The organism is Methanobrevibacter sp. (genome assembly GCF_015062935.1).
Lineage (GTDB): Archaea > Methanobacteriota > Methanobacteria > Methanobacteriales > Methanobacteriaceae > Methanocatella.
This window is the reverse complement of sequence record NZ_SUTM01000010.1, coordinates 21023-39933: the sequence shown is the minus strand read 5'-3', so window position 1 is coordinate 39933 and position 18911 is coordinate 21023. Positions and strand designations below refer to the sequence as shown.

The 18911-nt window shown below is 34.5% G+C and carries 20 protein-coding genes; 13 read left to right on the top strand and 7 right to left on the bottom strand.

Annotation, left to right across the window (positions count from 1 at the left end; translation table 11 throughout):
* The first annotated feature begins 10 nt into the window (after positions 1 to 10).
* Both E7Z81_RS06160 and ung read left to right on the top strand, forming a co-directional pair.
* Positions 11 to 2308, top strand: coding sequence for a hypothetical protein (locus E7Z81_RS06160; protein ID WP_292745405.1), 2298 nt, complete (start codon positions 11 to 13; stop codon positions 2306 to 2308).
* A gap of 20 nt (positions 2309 to 2328) precedes the next feature.
* Positions 2329 to 3009 carry a uracil-DNA glycosylase gene (gene ung / locus E7Z81_RS06155; protein ID WP_292745403.1) on the top strand — a complete coding sequence of 227 codons (681 nt, stop codon included), beginning with the start codon at positions 2329 to 2331 and terminating at the stop codon, positions 3007 to 3009.
* 132 nt (positions 3010 to 3141) lie between these two features.
* Here ung and E7Z81_RS06150 read toward each other — a convergent pair whose 3' ends face one another.
* Positions 3142 to 3741, bottom strand: a complete 600-nt coding sequence (locus E7Z81_RS06150; protein ID WP_292745401.1) for a hypothetical protein — start codon at positions 3739 to 3741, stop codon at positions 3142 to 3144.
* A 24-nt stretch (positions 3742 to 3765) separates the two neighbouring features.
* A complete protein-coding gene (locus E7Z81_RS06145; protein WP_292745399.1) occupies positions 3766 to 4332 on the bottom strand; it encodes a hypothetical protein in 567 nt (188 codons plus the stop codon).
* Between the two features lie 74 nt (positions 4333 to 4406).
* Between E7Z81_RS06145 and E7Z81_RS06140 the strand changes: the two genes are divergently transcribed.
* The 9 genes from E7Z81_RS06140 (at position 4407) to E7Z81_RS06100 (ending at position 13600) form a co-directional block, all read left to right on the top strand.
* Positions 4407 to 4946, top strand: a complete 540-nt coding sequence (locus tag E7Z81_RS06140) for a YgjV family protein (protein WP_292745397.1) — start codon at positions 4407 to 4409, stop codon at positions 4944 to 4946.
* Between the two features lie 2 nt (positions 4947 to 4948).
* Positions 4949 to 5419 (top strand): pyridoxamine 5'-phosphate oxidase family protein, encoded by a 471-nt coding sequence (locus E7Z81_RS06135; protein ID WP_292745395.1) that lies wholly within the window; start codon positions 4949 to 4951, stop codon positions 5417 to 5419.
* 220 nt (positions 5420 to 5639) lie between these two features.
* Positions 5640 to 5948, top strand: a complete 309-nt coding sequence (locus E7Z81_RS06130) for a hypothetical protein (protein WP_292745393.1) — start codon at positions 5640 to 5642, stop codon at positions 5946 to 5948.
* Positions 5949 to 6178: 230 nt separating this feature from the next.
* Complete coding sequence (locus E7Z81_RS06125) at positions 6179 to 9247, top strand: hypothetical protein (protein WP_292745391.1); 3069 nt, start codon at positions 6179 to 6181, stop codon at positions 9245 to 9247.
* 17 nt (positions 9248 to 9264) lie between these two features.
* Positions 9265 to 9423: a hypothetical protein gene (locus tag E7Z81_RS06120; RefSeq protein ID WP_292745389.1), complete on the top strand. Its 159-nt coding sequence runs from the start codon at positions 9265 to 9267 to the stop codon at positions 9421 to 9423.
* Positions 9424 to 9626: 203 nt separating this feature from the next.
* The gene (locus tag E7Z81_RS06115) at positions 9627 to 11075 is read left to right on the top strand and encodes an NAD(P)/FAD-dependent oxidoreductase (protein ID WP_292745387.1); all 1449 of its coding nucleotides are present in this window, start codon (positions 9627 to 9629) and stop codon (positions 11073 to 11075) included.
* A gap of 42 nt (positions 11076 to 11117) precedes the next feature.
* Positions 11118 to 11852 (top strand): hypothetical protein, encoded by a 735-nt coding sequence (locus E7Z81_RS06110; protein ID WP_292745386.1) that lies wholly within the window; start codon positions 11118 to 11120, stop codon positions 11850 to 11852.
* Positions 11853 to 11892: 40 nt separating this feature from the next.
* Positions 11893 to 12633 carry a hypothetical protein gene (locus E7Z81_RS06105; RefSeq protein WP_292745384.1) on the top strand — a complete coding sequence of 247 codons (741 nt, stop codon included), beginning with the start codon at positions 11893 to 11895 and terminating at the stop codon, positions 12631 to 12633.
* Between the two features lie 292 nt (positions 12634 to 12925).
* Positions 12926 to 13600, top strand: coding sequence for an EFR1 family ferrodoxin (locus E7Z81_RS06100; RefSeq protein ID WP_292745382.1), 675 nt, complete (start codon positions 12926 to 12928; stop codon positions 13598 to 13600).
* 20 nt (positions 13601 to 13620) lie between these two features.
* Here the strand turns inward: E7Z81_RS06100 and E7Z81_RS06095 are convergent, their stop codons facing one another.
* Positions 13621 to 15006 carry an MFS transporter gene (locus E7Z81_RS06095; RefSeq protein ID WP_292745380.1) on the bottom strand — a complete coding sequence of 462 codons (1386 nt, stop codon included), beginning with the start codon at positions 15004 to 15006 and terminating at the stop codon, positions 13621 to 13623.
* Positions 15007 to 15008: 2 nt separating this feature from the next.
* A complete protein-coding gene (locus E7Z81_RS06090) occupies positions 15009 to 15458 on the bottom strand; it encodes a MarR family winged helix-turn-helix transcriptional regulator (RefSeq protein WP_292745378.1) in 450 nt (149 codons plus the stop codon).
* Between the two features lie 161 nt (positions 15459 to 15619).
* Between E7Z81_RS06090 and E7Z81_RS06085 the strand changes: the two genes are divergently transcribed.
* Both E7Z81_RS06085 and E7Z81_RS06080 read left to right on the top strand, forming a co-directional pair.
* Entirely contained in the window at positions 15620 to 16156 is a 537-nt protein-coding gene (locus E7Z81_RS06085; RefSeq protein WP_292745376.1) for an Ig-like domain-containing protein, read from the top strand.
* A 302-nt stretch (positions 16157 to 16458) separates the two neighbouring features.
* Complete coding sequence (locus E7Z81_RS06080) at positions 16459 to 17418, top strand: PLP-dependent cysteine synthase family protein (RefSeq protein WP_292745374.1); 960 nt, start codon at positions 16459 to 16461, stop codon at positions 17416 to 17418.
* 336 nt (positions 17419 to 17754) lie between these two features.
* Here the strand turns inward: E7Z81_RS06080 and E7Z81_RS06075 are convergent, their stop codons facing one another.
* From E7Z81_RS06075 to E7Z81_RS06065, 3 genes are all read right to left on the bottom strand, one after another.
* Positions 17755 to 18009, bottom strand: a complete 255-nt coding sequence (locus E7Z81_RS06075; protein WP_292745372.1) for an acyltransferase family protein — start codon at positions 18007 to 18009, stop codon at positions 17755 to 17757.
* The gene (locus tag E7Z81_RS06070) at positions 18006 to 18437 is read right to left on the bottom strand and encodes a hypothetical protein (protein WP_292745370.1); all 432 of its coding nucleotides are present in this window, start codon (positions 18435 to 18437) and stop codon (positions 18006 to 18008) included. The genes E7Z81_RS06075 and E7Z81_RS06070 overlap by 4 nt, the downstream gene beginning before the upstream one ends.
* Before the next feature lie 64 nt (positions 18438 to 18501).
* Complete coding sequence (locus tag E7Z81_RS06065; RefSeq protein WP_292745368.1) at positions 18502 to 18780, bottom strand: acyltransferase family protein; 279 nt, start codon at positions 18778 to 18780, stop codon at positions 18502 to 18504.
* Positions 18781 to 18911 lie beyond the last annotated feature (131 nt).

Genomic DNA, 18911 nt, shown 5'->3' with positions numbered 1-18911 from the left:
TTAAGATAATATGTTAGCTAAAAAAATAATAGACCATGAATTCTTTATAATAGATTCGGATAATCTTGATGATATTGAAAATCGATTATATGGTTTTGCTCTTCAGAATAGTCAAGTCGTACAGGATAATGACATAACAGAATATTCTAATTTTGAGGATATAGGGGTTTTTGTCTTAATTGAGAAAAAAGATGATGAGATTATCATATCACAGGATGTAATTGGATCTTACGGTGTTTATGTATACCAAAAGGATGGTTACTTTGCGGTATCAAATTCATTTATAAAGCTAGTTGAATATCTTAAATTTAATCATGAAATGACCTTAAACATGGACTATGCATATATTTCACTGCTTCCAAAGACATTATCATCGCTTATTTATGAAAAGACACTGGTGAATGAAATTATTTGCATTTCCAGAAATACTAAAGTCCACATTGACCTCACCTCAAGAGAATTGTCATTTGAAGAAATAAAGTTAAATGAAAGTTCTATTGATATTGACAGTGAGGAAGGGCTTAAAACTTTGGATAAATGGTTTTTTAAATGGGTTGAAATTATAAGAGGCCTCAAACAAAAGACCAACAACATATCTCTTGATTTAAGCGGTGGATTTGACACAAGAATGATTATGCCGCTGGTGCTGACAGCCAACATTGATATGAACTCAATAAGGGTGCATTCCATTGACAATGACCAGCACAACCATGATGAGGATTTCAGAATAGCATCCATTATAGCTGATGAATATGGCTTCAAATTAAACACAGATTTGGATGTCAACTATTACAATTATCCTGACGTTCAGTCAGTTATTGACATTTCATGTTATGTCAAGTTAGGTTTCAACAATCAGCTTAACTTCAAACTTATTCGACCTCAAGACCCTATTTATATGATTACAGGTATGGGTGGAGGGATAAGTCGTGGATGGCCTAAAGGAAATGCGTTTTCTCATATTACCAACATTGTCAACAGGTCCAGAAGATTTGAACCTTCATTTGTGGAATCTACAGAAAGAATAATCACAGAAAGCCTTGAAGAGGTAAAAAGAAGGAATCCCGATATCAAGGAAGATACTTTTCAGTGGAGCTATTACAAGGAAACAAGGCTCAGAAATCACTTTGGAAAACTGACAGTTGAAAACTACATGTCAAATAATCTGGCATTATCTCCATTGATTGACCCTGATTTGTTCAAACTAAAAATAAATACAGCAGAATGCAAGGACAATTCATTGCTGATGACATTGATATTTGTCAGATATTGGCCGCAACTTATGGAATTTGAAGTTGAAGGAGGTCGTGAATTCAACCCTGAAACCATAGAATACGCCAAAAAGATTAATGAGATTTACCCATACACTCCAAAGGAATACAGTTATCTGTCTAAAGTTGAGAGTGAAAAAAGTACACCTGTAATGAAAAACAATAAAAAAATCAGTTGGCATGACATTAACAAATATCTCAAAGACGTCTTCAAATCCAAGCTGTTTAAATATGAATTGAAGAAATATACTCCTGAAAAAGTATATGATCTGATTTTTCAGTCAATTGAAAGCAAAAGTTATTTCCAGGTTCAGGATGCGATTTCTGCATTTGCATTGGTAAAGGTGATTAATACAATTAATTTCAATGAAAATAACAATCATGAATTGGTATCTGATTGGTTTGACAGCTTTTTGGATGACACTTATCAGGTCACATCACAAAACCATCTTAATGTCAATCCTGAATTTCCACTATTGGTATCAAAATTCATGACCGGAAGGATAGATATCAAAAACAATAACTCTCCGGACAATGCGGTTGAAGTAATTGAAAACTCGGACAAGTCTTCGAAATTGGATTTCCCGCTATGGCTTAAAGATGATGAAGGTGCAGGATGTCTTATTGAAAGTACTGCAGGATATCTTGATGTTAAGGTAAAATGCATTGGTGACGGTGAGCTGTCAATTAAATTGCGGGGAGTGAATGCCTCAGATAAAAACAATAAACGATATCCTGTTTATATTGATTATACAAAATTAAGCATCAATGGTGAGGATATCATTAAGGAAAACACTCTTGTGTGGCATGATGAACCATTTTCATATGAAATGCCGGTAGCAGATGGCGAAATATTAACAATTCATCTGGAATGGATGCCAATAAATAAAAACAGTGATATTGAACATCATAATTTGGTTGCTGAAAACAAGAGTCTTAAAAAAGAGCTTGAAAAAGTCAAAAAGATGAATGAGGAAATGTTGAATTCCACAAGCTGGAAAGTTACAGGTCCTTTACGTAAGATTAAAAAAAGATAACTCAATTTTTGGTTGATTTTATGATTGGAAACGATTGGGATTTAGTTTTAAAAGAGGAATTTAACAAGGATTATTTTTTAAAAATCATGAATTTTGTTGATGAGGAATATGGCTCTAAAGTAATATATCCTCCATATGATGACATATTCAATGCATTCAAGTTTACACCGCTCAAAAATGTTAAGGTGGTTATTTTAGGCCAGGACCCATATCATGAAGAGGGTCAGGCACATGGTCTTGCATTTTCAACACCAGAGGGCAGGCCGATTCCAAGATCCCTTAAAAACATTTTTAAGGAAATCAGTGCTGAGTATGATTATCCAGTTCCGGATTCAGGATGTCTTGAAAGCTGGGCAAAACAGGGAGTATTTCTGCTGAATACAGTTTTGACTGTAGAGCAGGGCAATGCCAATTCACACAGCGATTGTGGCTGGCAGATTTTCACAGATAAAGTCATTGAAATCTTAAACAATCAGGAGCAGCCTATTGTTTTCATGCTGTGGGGAAAGCAGGCTGAAAAGAAAAAGGAATTGCTCACAAATCCCAACCATCTTGTTTTGGTCACTTCTCACCCTTCGCCGTTCTCGGCAAGACGTGGCTTTTTGGGATGCAATCACTTCACAAAGGCCAATGAATTTCTAGCCGATAACTCTTTGGATGAAATTGACTGGAACTTGAGCTGTGAGACTAAGTTAATGTAGATGGCACAGCTTAACATTTAAATTTTTTTACAATGTATTTAAAAAATAGAAAATACCTATCACCAAACACTTACTTTTTTTAATAGTCATGCATTTAATGATAGCTATCGTTGAGTATATTGATTATAATTTTCAGCTCATAATTCCAAAATTAATGCCGTTGCTTCCAAATGAAACAAAGGAATGGGAACCGCTGTCACGGCTTGAAGAATCATATCTTTGTGATTCAATAGCATTGACAATCTTATAATTTTGATATTCGTCATTTAGAATATCATAAAACTCTTTATGAGAATATTTGGATTTTGATGAGCTTTTAACTATTTCCTTAATGTCTGAAGTGATGTTGTGGCCTCTCCAGGTAATATAGTAGAATTCCTCGCCTGATGAAAACCAAAGTATGGAATTGTTGGTTTCGTCATGCCTGTCATAATATGTAAAATGGACAGCATCATGGCCTGAAACATTAACTTTCTTTTCATGGTATTTTTCAATATAGTATCCGTAAAGGCTCATGATGTTGGGATTGACGTATCTAACGGTGAAAACATCGATATCCTCATCAAACTCATACATGTCGAAATTGCTCTGGTATGGATTTTCATATTTTGGAGGTATCTTGAATGTTTCATATCCCACATTGGCGGTAGTCCAGTTGGATGAGTCAACGGCACTGGCAGCACCAATCAAAACAAACAAGGATAGAATCATAATTAAAAACTTTTTTTCCATGGTAATAGTATGTGTGCAAGATAGTTAAATAACTATCTCATAATCTGTTTTTCTGTTGTCCCTCATTCTTGAGTCCATATCTACAAGGTCATAAACAAGAGGATTAGCCATAAGCATCATCCATATTTCATATGTGACCTTAACAAAATCGTCATTCAATCTGATATGGTCATGAACGATAGGGCATTTGTATGGAAATTCGGATTCGTCAAAAATCAAATGGAACTTTCCCTTTTTGTCCAGATGAGGAATCAGGGGAAATGTTCTGCATTGTATAGGCCTTATTGACCTGTCGCATTTTGGAGGATTTGTGCATTTTACAAGATAAATCTGACCTTTCCATGAATGAGGATATTTTATTTCTGATGAGTCAATATAATAAAGCTCAAAATCAGGAGAATCCTCATACATTAGCTCCTCGCCAGGAAGCAGGTAAAGTGCAAGCTCCTCATTTCTGTAGTCTTCCGCATCATATACGCAGCAAACTTCACCGCATAGCTTTCCGCAATCAAAATCAACCGGTGTGACACCGTCAAGCCTTTCATAAATTTTTTCAATTGATTTTTTCATTTCTTCGGCTGTAATATCCATGGTTTTAGTCTTTAAATTAAACTTATTAAATATTTTGAAAAATTTATAAGTTATTAAAATAAAATATTTGATTGATGAGTCTGGCTTTAAATATTGTAATAGGTAATGCAATTTCTCTTGTTGCAGGCATATTTCTGATTTTAAGTATGGTAGTCAACGATGAAAAAAGTGCATATAAGCATCAGTTTCTAAATGCCTTTGTTTTGATGATTTCATCTGTTTTTTTCATGTCATGGACAGGGGTAACTACCCTGGCGCTGGCTGCAAGCAGAAACCTGATGGTGTATTATGACAGGCTGACATTAAGATGGACCATATTTTTCATTATTGCTTCAGTAGTTTTGGGTCTTGCGGTAAACACCATGGGATTTGTAGGCCTACTGCCGATTCTCGCCATTATACAGATTACCATATGCAACTACGCCCTGAAAAATATCAAATGGATCAAGCTGAGTTTCATCGTAAATGAAATGTTTTATATAGTGTACTTCTTGATAATCTGGGATTTCGCATCATTCGGTATAGAAAGCGTAACAGCTATAATAGGTGCTGTTTCTTTCATTAAGCTGGTAATGGATGAAAGGTCAAAAAATGTTAAAATAAGTGGTGGTTAATTATGTTTAGAAAAATGAGAAGATCAAAACAGGAGCTTCCGGAAGAGGAATGCATTGAAATGCTCACCAATGAACCTCGGGGATTTTTAGCTCTTCTGGGTGACGAGGACTATCCTTATGTCATTCCGATGAGCCATGTATATGTTGACGGTAAAATCTATTTCCACGGGGCTCAAAAGGGCCACAAGAATGATGCTGTTAAAAAATATTCAAAATGTTCCTACTGTGTAATGGACAACGGCGTCAGGAAAGACGGTGAGTGGTGGTACACATTCAAAAGTGTAATAGTCTTTGGAAAAATCAGAACCCTGACTGACAGGGATGAAAAGATTGACAAGCTAACTTATTTGGGCGATAAGTTTTTCCCGACCCATGAGGAAACTGTCGATGAAATCAACAGACTTCTGGACAAAACTGAAGTTTTTGAAATCACAGTTGAACATATGACAGGCAAGACTGTTGTCGAAAAATGAAATGATTTTTAAACAATAATATATTTTTTTCTTTATAATTGAAAAAAATTTTATTTTTTCATATTTTTATTAAAAAATGTTTATATTTTGCATTTATTTTTCAATTTTTATTTTTTTCAGTCACTATTGATAGAAGATTTCAAAAAAAATTTTCAAAAACTAGAAAATAATTTAAATGATTATTGAAATATATAATATTAGTTAATAGTTGGTGGGACATATGGCTAAAATTGAAATTGAATTAACCGACGAACAAATTGAAAAATTAAATGAATTGGAAAAAAATCATCAAGTTGATTTGGGTCAGCTGATTGACAATTTCTATGAAGCAAGAACAATGGTGTCTTCTGAAATTGAAAATTTTGAAAAGAACACTTCAGTAGCTTCTAAAGTTAAAGAAAATTCCCTTGATGTTGACAATAAGGCTGAAAACCTTGAAGAAAACTTTACATACACAGAAACATATGAAGTCCAAATCAAGGATGCAAGGCATAAAATCAGCTGGGCAAAGGATATTTTCAAATTATAGAAAACCTCTCATTTTTTATTTTTTTTTTAAATTTTCAACACTTTTTTTTTATTTTAATATCAATTTTTTTCTCATTTTAACATTAACATTGTTTTAACCTCATTATTTTTCAAATAAACAACAATAATGCCTTTAAAAATTCAAAGAACTTAAATACTCTTTTTAATAAAAGCTATTAATATAAAAATTAAGGAATTTTTAAAAAATAAAGAAAATGAGGTGAATTTAACATGACCAACTTTGATTTTTTAAAGGACTTCAACAATGACCTTTTCGAGATAGGGGTGAAACTTGAGAGTGATGTTTTAAACTCCCCGAGGGCAGTTACTGCAGATGCAACACTTTTTCTTGAAACCTTGGTGGGAGACATTTACAGACGGTCTGGAAAGAAAATCACAGAAAATCTGATTTCATTTTACAAAAAGATAGATAATCTCTACAGGCAGGGAGCAATATCATACATATTTAAAAACAAGCTCCAGGATGCATACAACCTCAGAAACAAAATCCACAGCAAGCAAAACATTGAAGATGAGGAAAGATTGGCCTATGACCTGCATCAAAGACTGTACTACATCTCCAAAAAGTATTTCAGCGATTTTGCAGACAAGCAGATTCCCGTACCTGATTATGTCAAACCTTCAAAAGAAGATATTTCCTTTGAAAACTGCATAATATGCGGATGTGAAAACTCACACTCAAATTCAAATATGTGTGATGACTGCAATCAGAAAATAAACAATGTAAACATTCTTTTAAGCATAAAAAACACTTTCAAAGATTCAGATTTCACAAAAAACGATTTGATCAAATACGGATTCAGTGAAAGCGAAACGATGGCACTGCTGATAGACCTTTCAAAGGAAAACGTAATCCAGAAAAAAGGAAATAGTTACCATATAAACGACGACAGGTTCAATGCAATGTTTGATGAAGCCGACCAGTATATAGAAATGGCACTGCTTTTGACAAAATTCTACAGCAATGAAATCACACCCAAGGAAATAAAAAATACCCTTGAATACTGGAAAGGTGGAATAAAACAGAAAAACTACATGGAATTCTACCGCCTTGTCAACCTGAAGCTTGAAAAAAGCTTTGAAGAAAATCTCCTAAAAATTGAGGACATCAAAAAAAGCATGCTCAACTCATCAATGGATGACTTGAATATCAGGGATTGGTTTAAAAACAGAAAGGAATCATTCATTCATGGGGAGCTCAACGATGCATTCATATTATACAATGAGCTTTTAATAAAGCAATACTTCAGCCTCAAAAAGAGGAACTTTGACGATGCAAAAATCACATCCGAGCTGAACATTTCACCAGACGTTCTTGAATTCTGGCGCAGCAATTTCATGAGCGAGGAGTTTTTAAAAAAGACAAGTGAAATCAAGAAATTCATCATAATCAATGAAATCAAAAAGAACAAGACATTGCGGGAAGTATTCAAAAACGTAGGAATAAGTGAAAACGAATTCAACAGACTTTATATGGCATCCAAAAATGCCGGCGATGAATTCCATAAGGATTTCGACAAGCACTATACATTGAAACGACAGAAGGTCTTCATCAAGCATCTTAAAAATGAAAACTTAAATAAGGCCATAAAAATCAGTAAAATTACCCGTGATGATTTTTTTTCATGGTATTATCTGGGAGAAGTAGGTCATGACGACTTTTATATCAAGACAACTGAAATACTCATGGAGAGATATCTGGAATGCAGAAGGCAGGGCATAAGCAAAAAAGACATTCTCAAATACCTAAGCATTCCAAAAAGCATGGTGAAATCATGGCTGAATCGTGATGATCTGGACCTGTTTGTAGATTTTGAAAATAAAAACGAAGAGATTACCAAAAACCTGATTAAACGTGGAAAAATCATAAATGCCCTGAGGGATGATAAAAGCAAAACTGATGCAATCAGTTCCGCTGAGCTGACAGTAAAGGAATTTCTTGAAATATACAACAGAAGCAAATTCCAGAAAACTGACTTCCACGTGAGATTTGACAGGGAATATGCGGAAAACAGGAAAAGGCTTTTTGTCAAATTATTAAAAAATCATGATTTCTACAATGCGATCAGGCTGAGCGAAATATCCCAAAGGCAGTTCAACGAATGGTATATCAAAGACCAGGACAGTTTCATAGCCACAAGCAATTCCACTGAATTCTATCTCAATACAACAAAGCTATTGATGGAAAAGTATATTGAAGAGAGAAAGAACGGAAAAAACAGACCTGATGCGGCCAAAAGTGTAGGGCTTTCAAATTCAATCATTGACAGGTGGCTTAGACACATTGAATATGATTTGTACTGGCAGTTTAAAAAACGAATAGACAATCTGGAAAAGGAACTTGTCATTCAGGGATTTTTAGACATGAAATCAAAAAATGAAGTTTCAGAAATATATGATATTCCCCTTAAAACAATCGATGAGTTTTTAACTCTTGGCAAAAACGGTTTTGTAGGTTTTGAAAAATTGAAAAACCTCTATGAACATGAGGTTGTGCCGAAACTTCTTTCAGTCTTTTTGGAGGATATAAAAACAAAAACATTCAACAAATCCCTTAAAAACTCAAGGATGAACCAGATGGAATTGAACTATTACTATATGCTTGGCAAATCAGGAAACATGAACTTCAAATGGTTTTATGATGCTTTTCTTGCAATTAAAATAGACAAATATGTCAAATCAGTATTGTCTAAAAAATCACATAAGATTGCACTTAAAAACTCCAGGCTAAGCATTGATGAGTTCAAATCCAATCAGGAATTCATAGAGGATACAGTATTTGCTAAAAGGGTTGAAATAGTTGCCGATGAAATCGACAGGTTCCGCTCAACAGGAACAAAACTTGCAAAAAGCATAGGCGTTGACGTTTCAGATATGTATGAATGGTACTTTAAAGCCAGAAGAGGGGAGCATAAATACAGGGAGTTCGGACTGATATTTGAAATAGGCGTCATCATTCCAAGGGTAATCATTTTCAACCATGCAAGGGTAAACGGAATGCCTAAAAATCTCATCAACAAAAAGCTTAAAAAAGATCTCGGCTCAGAGGAATATCAGATATGGAAAAAACACGGTCTACTCGATTTGATAGACATCAATCCTTCAAAAGCCATCACTGCCGATGAAATTACACAAGATGAGATTGCAGACATCCTTGGCGGCTCAGATTTAATGATCAACACCTTTAAAAATGAGGATATGGATGAATTTGGCTTTCTAAAAAAGGCCTTTAAGGCAAATCAGGGCATTTCAATAGTGCCTATATCAATGTCAAAATGAGAATGTTTGAGGTAATCATGAGCGAATTCAAAAGGTCATCAAAAAACCTGAACTATATCAAAAACAATCCACTCTCCAACAGAAAGGCGGATAACTTCACAAGCAATATCCGAAAAAGTATGGACCCGTCACGGGTAAGCTGGAACAGCATATCCAAATTTGTCGATAAATTTTAGAGGGCATTTGTATACAAACCCTCAAAATTATCGAATGTCTTTAACATTAACATACAGGATATTCAATATCAAATGTGATTTGAAAACAGGATATATATCATATCCCTAAACAATTGAAGTTTTAAAAGGGAAAAGTGGAATGTTAATGTTGAAAATTAGATATTTATACTATTTCAACTAATATTTAATGTGAGGTTAAAAAAATGGATTACGATGTAATTTATATTGGAAGCGGAAATGCCGCTTGGCAGGGTGGCCGATTTTTAAGAAAAGCCGGCCTTAAAATACTGATAATCGAAGAGAGCCTATATGGCGGAGCATGTGCAAACAGAGGATGCAACTCAAAGGCACTTCTCGACGCACCATATGAAATAAAGGCTCTTGCGGATAATTTCGAAGGCGTCGGAAAGGCAGGAAACTTTGAAGTGGACTGGCCGAGCCTGATGAAATTCAAGCGTAAAAGAATAGCCAACATGGCACCATTTCTGGACGGAAAATTCGAGGAATATGACCTTGATGTTGCCCACGGAAAAGGAGTAATCATAGACGAACACACCGTACAGGTCGGCGAAAAGCAATTCACAACAGACAAGATTGTAATAGCCACAGGCCTTAAACCTGTAATTCCTGATATTAAAGGTAAGGAATATCTCCATGACAGTACAGATTATCTCGACATCGATGAGCTTCCTGAACATGCCATAATCATAGGTGCAGGATTTGTAGGTATGGAATTCGCATCAATACTTGCTGAAGCAGGCCACAGCGCAGATGTAATCATTAGAGGCAATATGGCGCTCAAATACTTCCACCAGCCTTATGTCGAAAAGGTAATTGAGATTTTAAAAGAGAAAAACATTCGTTTCCATTTTAACCAAACAGTAAATGAAGTAATCAGCAAAGTTGAAATAGAAAACCCGACTGAAAAGGTACTGAACGTCACAAGCGCACAGAATTCAGATGAATTTTTAAGGGACCCTGAAGCAAAAATCAACAACAGAGCATATGAAAACGGGTTTACAGTAAAATGTGACAGCGGACTGACCCTGACAGGAGACTATGTCGTTGCAGCCATGGGAAGAACAGCAAACGTTGAAGACATAGGTCTTGAAAATGTCGGCCTTACATACACAAGCAAGGGAGTCAAGGTAAACGGACATCTCCAGACGGAAGTTCCTAATATCTACGCTTCAGGAGATGTTGCAGATACAGGAATCCCAAAGCTGGTGACAGTTGCAATACATCACTCAAAATACCTTGCAAAAGAATTGCTGGGTGAAGCGGATGAAATAACATATCCTGTTGTTCCTGCAGTAGCATTTACAATACCAAGAATAGCTACAGTGGGAGTTCCTGCATATGTTGCCGAGAAAAGCGATGAATATGACGTTCACCAGATCAGATACGGTAATTCATATTCACTTGAGCTTAAAAACGATACAACTGCTGAAGCAAAGGTAATTGTTGATAAGGACCTTCAGATTGTTGGTGCAGAGATATATGCTGCAGATGCGGAAAACGTTGCAAACATGTTTGCATTCATAATCAACAAGAAAATAACCCTTGAAGAGCTTGACTACATGATTTATGCGTTCCCTTCAAGCAGTTCAGTATGTCTTTATAAGCTTCACAACATTCACTATGACTTGTAGCATAGGTTAAATCCTATGTTTTAAACTTTTTTTTGGATTTAAATGATTAAAAGGGATTATATCATAATTTTAATACTTATAGTAATTATATTGGCTTTAGGCATGGCCATCATCAGCTTCAGCAATAACAACGAACCTTCAAACAAAAATAATTCAGGCAACGTCACACTGGAAGTCATTGCAAACAACACTTCACAGGACCCGGGCACAGTTCAGGTTATGAAAAATATCGGTAATCCCAACGGAAAACGCATTGCATATGTTGTGGGAGTTCATCCTCTTGAAAACCTTACACATAAGACACTGCTCAAGTTACTTCCGGCAATGACGGATTTGAACAACTGCTATGACATCTATATAATCAATGTGACTGAAGATATAGGATATTATGGTGACGGTTCATCAGACAACAGTCAGGGAAGGCAGAACGGACAGAATCTTGCCCTGAAATATGTCTATCCTGAAATTCGTGATGGTGATTATCAGCTCGCTGTTGATGTGCACTCAAATGTCGGAGCATATCCATATAAGACATTTGTATTCAGTCCTGTAAAAGAGGGTCTGAGGGTTGATTATGCCCGTGAAGTTGCTTCAGATTCACACAACATTTCATATTACGCACCTGATTCAACAACAAGCGGCCCATACCTGACAGTTCCATTGAATGAAAACGGCATTCCTGCTTTTTATTTTGAAGAATATAGCTTTGCGCCGCAGAACGAAAAGGACCTGCACATGTTGGAACTAATTAAAGCTGTTGATAATCTTGATTTGTAAGGCTAAAACTTATTAATCAAAAAATAGTAATATTTGAGTAATGTCTAGAAAAAATTATCGTTTATTCTTAATAATATTGATTATTGCAATTATCTGCAGTGTTTTTCTTTTCACTCAGCTTGCAGTATTTCATGACCAATTCGGTTCTGGAAATGCCACAGCAACCTCACAGGTTACCCGTGAGCTAATTGGAAATGATTCTTTAGGTACTGTTGAAGTCATTAAGAACGTCGGAAACCCTAATGGTAAAAAGATAGCATATGTGGTTGGCGTGCATCCTTTGGAAAATGATACCCACACTACACTTTTAAATCAGCTTCCAAAACAATCCAACTTAAATTACTGCTATGACATTTATGTGATAAATGTTAGTATGAACTACAGTCAGTATGGACAGCTGCTTCCTGATGACCAGCCTGGAAGAGAGGAAGGTCAGGATCTTGCTTTGAAATATGTATATCCTCAAATCGTTAATGGAAGCTATGAACTTGCTGTTGATATACATGGACATGGAAGTGCCTATCCCTATGATACATTTGTATTTAGCCCGGTAGACGGCGGAACAGGTGAGGATTATGGCAGAAATGTTTCTCAAAGTACACAGAATATTTCATATTACAATCCGTACCAGACAACAAGCGGTCCTTATTTAACTATACCGTTGAATGAAAATGGAGTTCCTGCATTTTATCTGGAAGAAAACAGTTATTTTTCCCAGGATGTTAAGGATATGCACATGAGGGAGCTTATTAAGGGTGTTGATGGTTTAAAATTTAGCTGATTAAATTTATAGCTATTAGATAAGGTGTAATAATGTATTTTAATGCTTTTCATTACATTTAATATCTAAATTAATTTTTTGGTGATTATAAGTTCAGATTAATTGATTTATTGGCTAAATCTGTTAAATCTTCAAAAAAATTTTTTGTCGAATTTATTTATATTAATTAGTGATATTATATAAAAGGGTAATATTTTTTTAGGTATGCAAAAAAAATTTAAATTATCAATTAATGAAAAAAATTAGGTTCAACTAAAAAAATATTTAATTTGAATATATAATTAAATATATATTGTATAATTTTTATCAGATTATATTATACATATTTATTTTATTAAAAAAATTAGTTAAGTATTTAACTATTTTTAAAATTAAAAAATGGCTAAATGCCAATATCAAAACGAATTATCTCTTTTTAATCACATCCTATGGATCTGACGGGGATCAGAACGCATTGAGACCGACCATAAAGCTGCTGGAAAAGAAAGGTTTGAATGTAAATTACACCAATTCTGTTCTTATGGTTGACAATTTCCTGCCTATGTTTGACATGAAACAGGAAAAGGAAATCAAAAATGACGATGACATTGACGAGCAGATTCAGTCAATCAAAGAAGATATAGAAATGAAAAAGGATTTCAAACTATCCAAAAAGATGTTCACTGATGTTCCTTTCATAGAAAAGGTTCTGGAATCCACAATGACTCGTAAATTTCATATCATTGTTGGTGATGACTGCATCAATTGCAGGATATGCACAAGGGTATGCCCTAGAGGAAACATTTCACTGGATGAGGAAAAACCAGTAATAGGAGATAACTGTGAATTCTACCTTGGATGCGTACATCACTGTAAAAACAATGTCCTTACAATAAATGATGAAAAAAACAGTGCTGAAAGATTCATCAATCCTCATATAAAGGTTTCAAAAATAATAAAAAGCAATAATATATTAAAAAAAGAATAGAATTGGTAGAATTCTACCAATCATCTTTCTGTATTGAATTTGTCATTTGATCTTATTCCAACAAGTGATGCGAATACCGCAAGAACACATGCTATTGTACAAATCAGACAGATTGTCTGTGAAGCCTGCACAATCATTGAAGCATACTGAGGAGCTAATTCCAAACTGCCCATCACCCAAGCGAATACTAAAGTCAAAAGACCTAAACTCATGGTCTGGCCTATTGTTCTCATTGTTGCCTGTGAAGCTGATGCTGTAGGAGCCTCTTTTGGAGGAACGGAACTCATAATCGCATTCATGTTCGGACTTGAGAAAAGACCCATTCCGAAACCCTGAAGAATCATGGCAATCACAACAAGATATAATGGTGTGTCCTTGGTTAGGAATGTCAATATCACCATTGCGATTGTAGCTATTCCCATTCCGATAGCCGCCAGCTTTTGAGGATGTATCTTGTCGGATAGCTTACCTGCATTAGGTGCCATAATTGCCATAATGATTGGGGTGATGATTAAAATCATTCCGGACATCTGAGCATTCCATCCTCGCACATACTGGAAATGATAATTCAGTATTGTTGTAATCACCATTACTGCGATATAGCTGCATAGAGCCGCAATATTTGATGATGTGAACTTTTTGTTTTTAAACAGGTGCATATTGAATACAGGTGATTTTTGTCTCAGTTCATATGCTGCGAATATTATTAACAGTATCACTCCGACAACGGTTATCAGCAGTCCGTTTGTAGTTGTTAATGTGGTAAATCCGTATATGAACGCCAAAATACCTATTCCATATAATATTGAACCTATCTTGTCGATTTTATCTTTTTCATATGTTTTCCATTCACCATCAATTTTAAGCACCATAAGTATTATACACAGTACTAAAAATGGAATCACAAAGTAAAACATTGATCTCCATCCGAGATTCTGGACTAAAAATCCGCAGATTACCGGTGAAAGTGATGTTGCAAGATAAACTCCTGTAACTGTAAATCCAAGTGCTTTTCCTCTGTTCTGAGGTTTGACAGCCTGAACCACCATTGCCATTGCAGACACGTTTAGAAATGCAACTCCGGCTCCCTGAAGTATCCTGAATATTAAGAATGTTTCTGTTGAAAATGAAAGGCATGCTCCGATAGATGCTAAAAGATATAAGATTACTCCTGCAAGCAGTGTCTTTTTAACTCCGAATTTTCCTGAAATCTGTCCTGCAGGAACCGTAAAGACAGCCACCACAAGGAAGAATATTGTCGGTACCCAGTTCTGAATAACGTTGTTCATTGCAAATTCCTGTGCAATAGCAGGAACACCGATGATTATACCATTTGACAGGAATACTGCAAAAAATGATGTAATAAATGATACTGCTATTACTATTGTTTCTAAATCAAATTTCATAATTATCCCTCTTCGATAAGTTTCATTCCATTAAGCGCTATTTCCTTTATTCTTTTTTTAAGTTCAATATCCTCGTCTGTTATGCCAACTTCCATTTCCCATTCCTTGGATATCTTTCTGAATTTGGGTACTAGTTCATGTCCTTTGTCGGTTGTGTTCAGCATGTATTTTCGTCTGTTTTCAGGATTTGTCTGTCTTTCGATGAATCCTTTATCTTCAAGCTTTCTCAATATCTTTGCGATATTTCCTTTGCTTTGCCCGAACATGTTCACCAAATCATCCTGGGAGCAGTTGGGATTGTCATATATGTACATTATATATCTAACGTCATGACCTAAATCGAGTTTACTGAATTTTGTTTTCATATATTTTTGCTGATTAAGCGAAATATTGTGAATCCATGCAATGAAAGGCGAATTGTCCCTGATTGCCTGGTGGTATTCTTCATCCATACTTTTCACCTGTTATACTATATGGTTATATTATAATATAAATGTTTCTTATGAAACAGTTAATTATGAAACAATATAATCTTTCATGAAAATTGTAATTGAATTAAATAAAAAATTATTTTAAATCTGTTTTATATACTATTTACACAAGAGGTGATACTTTGAACAAAAACAAATTGCTATTTGCTGGCCTGATAATAATCATTGCTCTTATGATGGTCGGAGCATCATCCGCATTTTCATTATTCGGTAAACAGCAGACAAAATTGAATATTACAAGCAGCGACACAATCTATCAGGGTGATGAATTCAAAATCAATCTCACCAACGACAAGGGGGAAGCTATTGCTAATGCCACAGTTAATGTATTGATTACCAATGATGACGGATTGAATGAAACAAAAAATATTACTACCAATGAAAGCGGTATTGCAAATTTAACTGTTGACAAGGACGCCGGCAAGTATGTTTTCAACTGCACTTATGCAGGAGATGACGATTTCGAGCCATCTAATGCAACTCAAAACCTAACAGTAATGTATGAAGAGGTTTCTTCTGATGATTCAGATTCAAATTATGATCCAGGTGCATTCTACAGTGCTCAGGAAGGAAGAGTAATATATACTGGTGAAGTTCACGATGGTCCTGATGGCAACAGGTATAGACATTTGGGATATAACGAATGGCAAATGGTATGATGAAAAAAATTTCCTGAAAATGTAGCGTGAAATTCCATTTTTCACCCTATTTTTCAAATCATTTATTTTGAAAAAATGGCTGATTATTTTAATAGTTGGCCACAACCTTCACTATTTAATAATACTTATAATTTAAATTAATGAAATTATTTTATAATTCACATTTTTAGTTGTTGGTTATCACCATTAGTGGCTTGTTTTAAGTAATTTCATACTTTTTTTAGAAAAATTTCGCTAAAATCAATTAAGTATTTTATAATCAAAATACATAATTAATATATTGTTAAATTGGATTGAATATTATGAGTTTGGGAAATTTAATTGGTAATACACCAATGATCAAGGTCGATTATAAATATGGAGACAAAAACGGCAGCATATACACTAAGCTGGAATATTATAATTATTCAGGCAGTATAAAAGACAGAATAGCATTATACATAATAGAAACAGAACGTAAAAATGGAAACTTAAAGGAAGGCCAGAGCATTGTTGAAGTTACAAGCGGAAATACAGGAATCTCCTTCAGTGCAATAGGTGCCCATTACGGACATGACGTTCATATTTTCATGCCGGACTGGGTGTCTTTAGAGAGAAGAAAACTTATTGAAATGTATGGTGCACATGTCCATTTGGTCTCCAGGGAGGAAGGCGGATTCAAAAGAGCTCTTGAGCTTGCCGAAGAATTTGCCAACGAAACCGGAGCATACAGACCTCTCCAATTTGATAATGTATTAAATGTTGAAGCCCAATATAAAACAACAGGTCAGGAAATAATCGATGCAGTTCCGGATGTCAATGCCTTTGTATCAGGCATTGGAACAGGGGGAACTTTAATGGGAATAGGTAAAAGATTAAAGGACAATAATCCTGATTCTAAAATTTTTGCATTGGAGCCGTCAACACTATCAATTCTTAAAATGGGAATGGAAGAAGGAAGCCACCTTATTGAAGGAATAGGTGATGACTTTATTCCTGGAATTGTAGATGAAGATGCAATAGATGATATTATTTTGATTCACGATTGCGATGCAATAAACATGTCCAAAAGAATTGCAAAGGAATTCGGTTTGGGAATAGGTATTTCAAGCGGTGCAAATTTCCTGGCCAGTGTAATTATGGACAGTGACGATTTTAAAATTGCAACCGTATTTCCTGATGACAACAAGAAATATATCACTACAAAGCTGTCAGAAGAAATTGATGATGATTCTGAATTAATTTCCAATAAAATCGAGCTATTAGGTTTTGAAGTGATTTAAGTATTATTCAAACAGATTCAATTTTTTAAAAATCGGGGGTGATAATCTTTTTAGTCATCCTCTGTTATTTTTATAATGTTTCCCTATTTTTTTGATTTAATATAAAAAAGAGATATTTTTTTTTGATTGGAGAAGAAATAAATAATAAAAAAAGGATTAAAGTTATTCGTCGTCGTTATTTTCTTCTTTTTGTTTTTCTTTTAAGTTTTCAATTCCTATAATCATTGTTTACCTCCATGTTTTTTTTAAACTTCAATTGAATATTTGTTTTTATGATATATAAATATTTAGGTATGCCTAAATTTTATTAATTTTAAAAAAATAAGATTCAGATGATTACTTTTTGCCTGTAAATTTATTTAAAACCGGAATTTTATCCATTGTGGAAAGTATTAAAACAGATATTGCAAATACTACAACAACAATCACTGGAATAGCTATTATTGAATTGAAACTGGTAATGTGGAGATAAGGATTTAAAATTAAAAGCAGCAGGTGCAGTATCAAATAATGAGCCAAGTAAATTCCGTAACTGTACTGGCTTAATGAGGTCACTGCATGTCCATATTTGCCATGTTTAAATCTGTTCATAATCTCTGTTCTGTCAAGGTATTTAATAATAAAAAGACTAGTGAGGATATTGCTAAAATAATCACTGTGAAATATCCCAGATATACAAAACCGCTACTGAGCATTGACAGCGGAACAACATATGTACAGATATAATAGCTGTAGAGAAGCAAAGAGGATGCAAATAGAATTAAAACTGACTTATTTGCACTGATTCTATTGAAAATGAAAGAATTGTTTGAAAGGAAATATCCTATAATTGCAAAGCTTACAAATGATGTGAAATAAGTCAATAGTGGGAAGAAAGGTACGCTTAATATGTGGAAGTCTGTAAGAATGATAAATAGAACTGATAGAACCGCAAGAACATCCATGAATTTTTTGTCAAGATCAAATCTTTCAACGGCCTTATTTATAATAGATATTGCAATGTAAACAATTATAATCATCCATACAAACCAGAAAATGACTCCAAAGGTATTTCCCTTTCCTAAAAATATGTTTATTGCATCTTCAAGTATTGCGGACTTTCTGATATATAAAGGAGTATATTACATACATCGCAGCCCAGAATATGAACGGAATTAAAATCCTTGACAGTCTTTTTTTGAAAAATGGTATCATGGAATCTTTCCGGTTAAGCAGCAGAGCGCCACTCAGCATGACAAAAACAGGTACGGAAAAATCTCTTAAACAGTCATAGAATGAAGATATGTAAAAATTAAAGCTTTCCATATCTCCTATGACAAAATATACAGATGTATGGCAAAATATAATTCCGATTATTGCCATCAGCCTAAGAGATCATAGTAAAAAATTCTTTTGGATTTTCCCATATTATCTTCCAAGTTAAATTTTTGTTTCATTTGATTAAAAAATTTTTTCAGTTTTGAAAACGTGAATTAGACGTTCTTAAGACATTT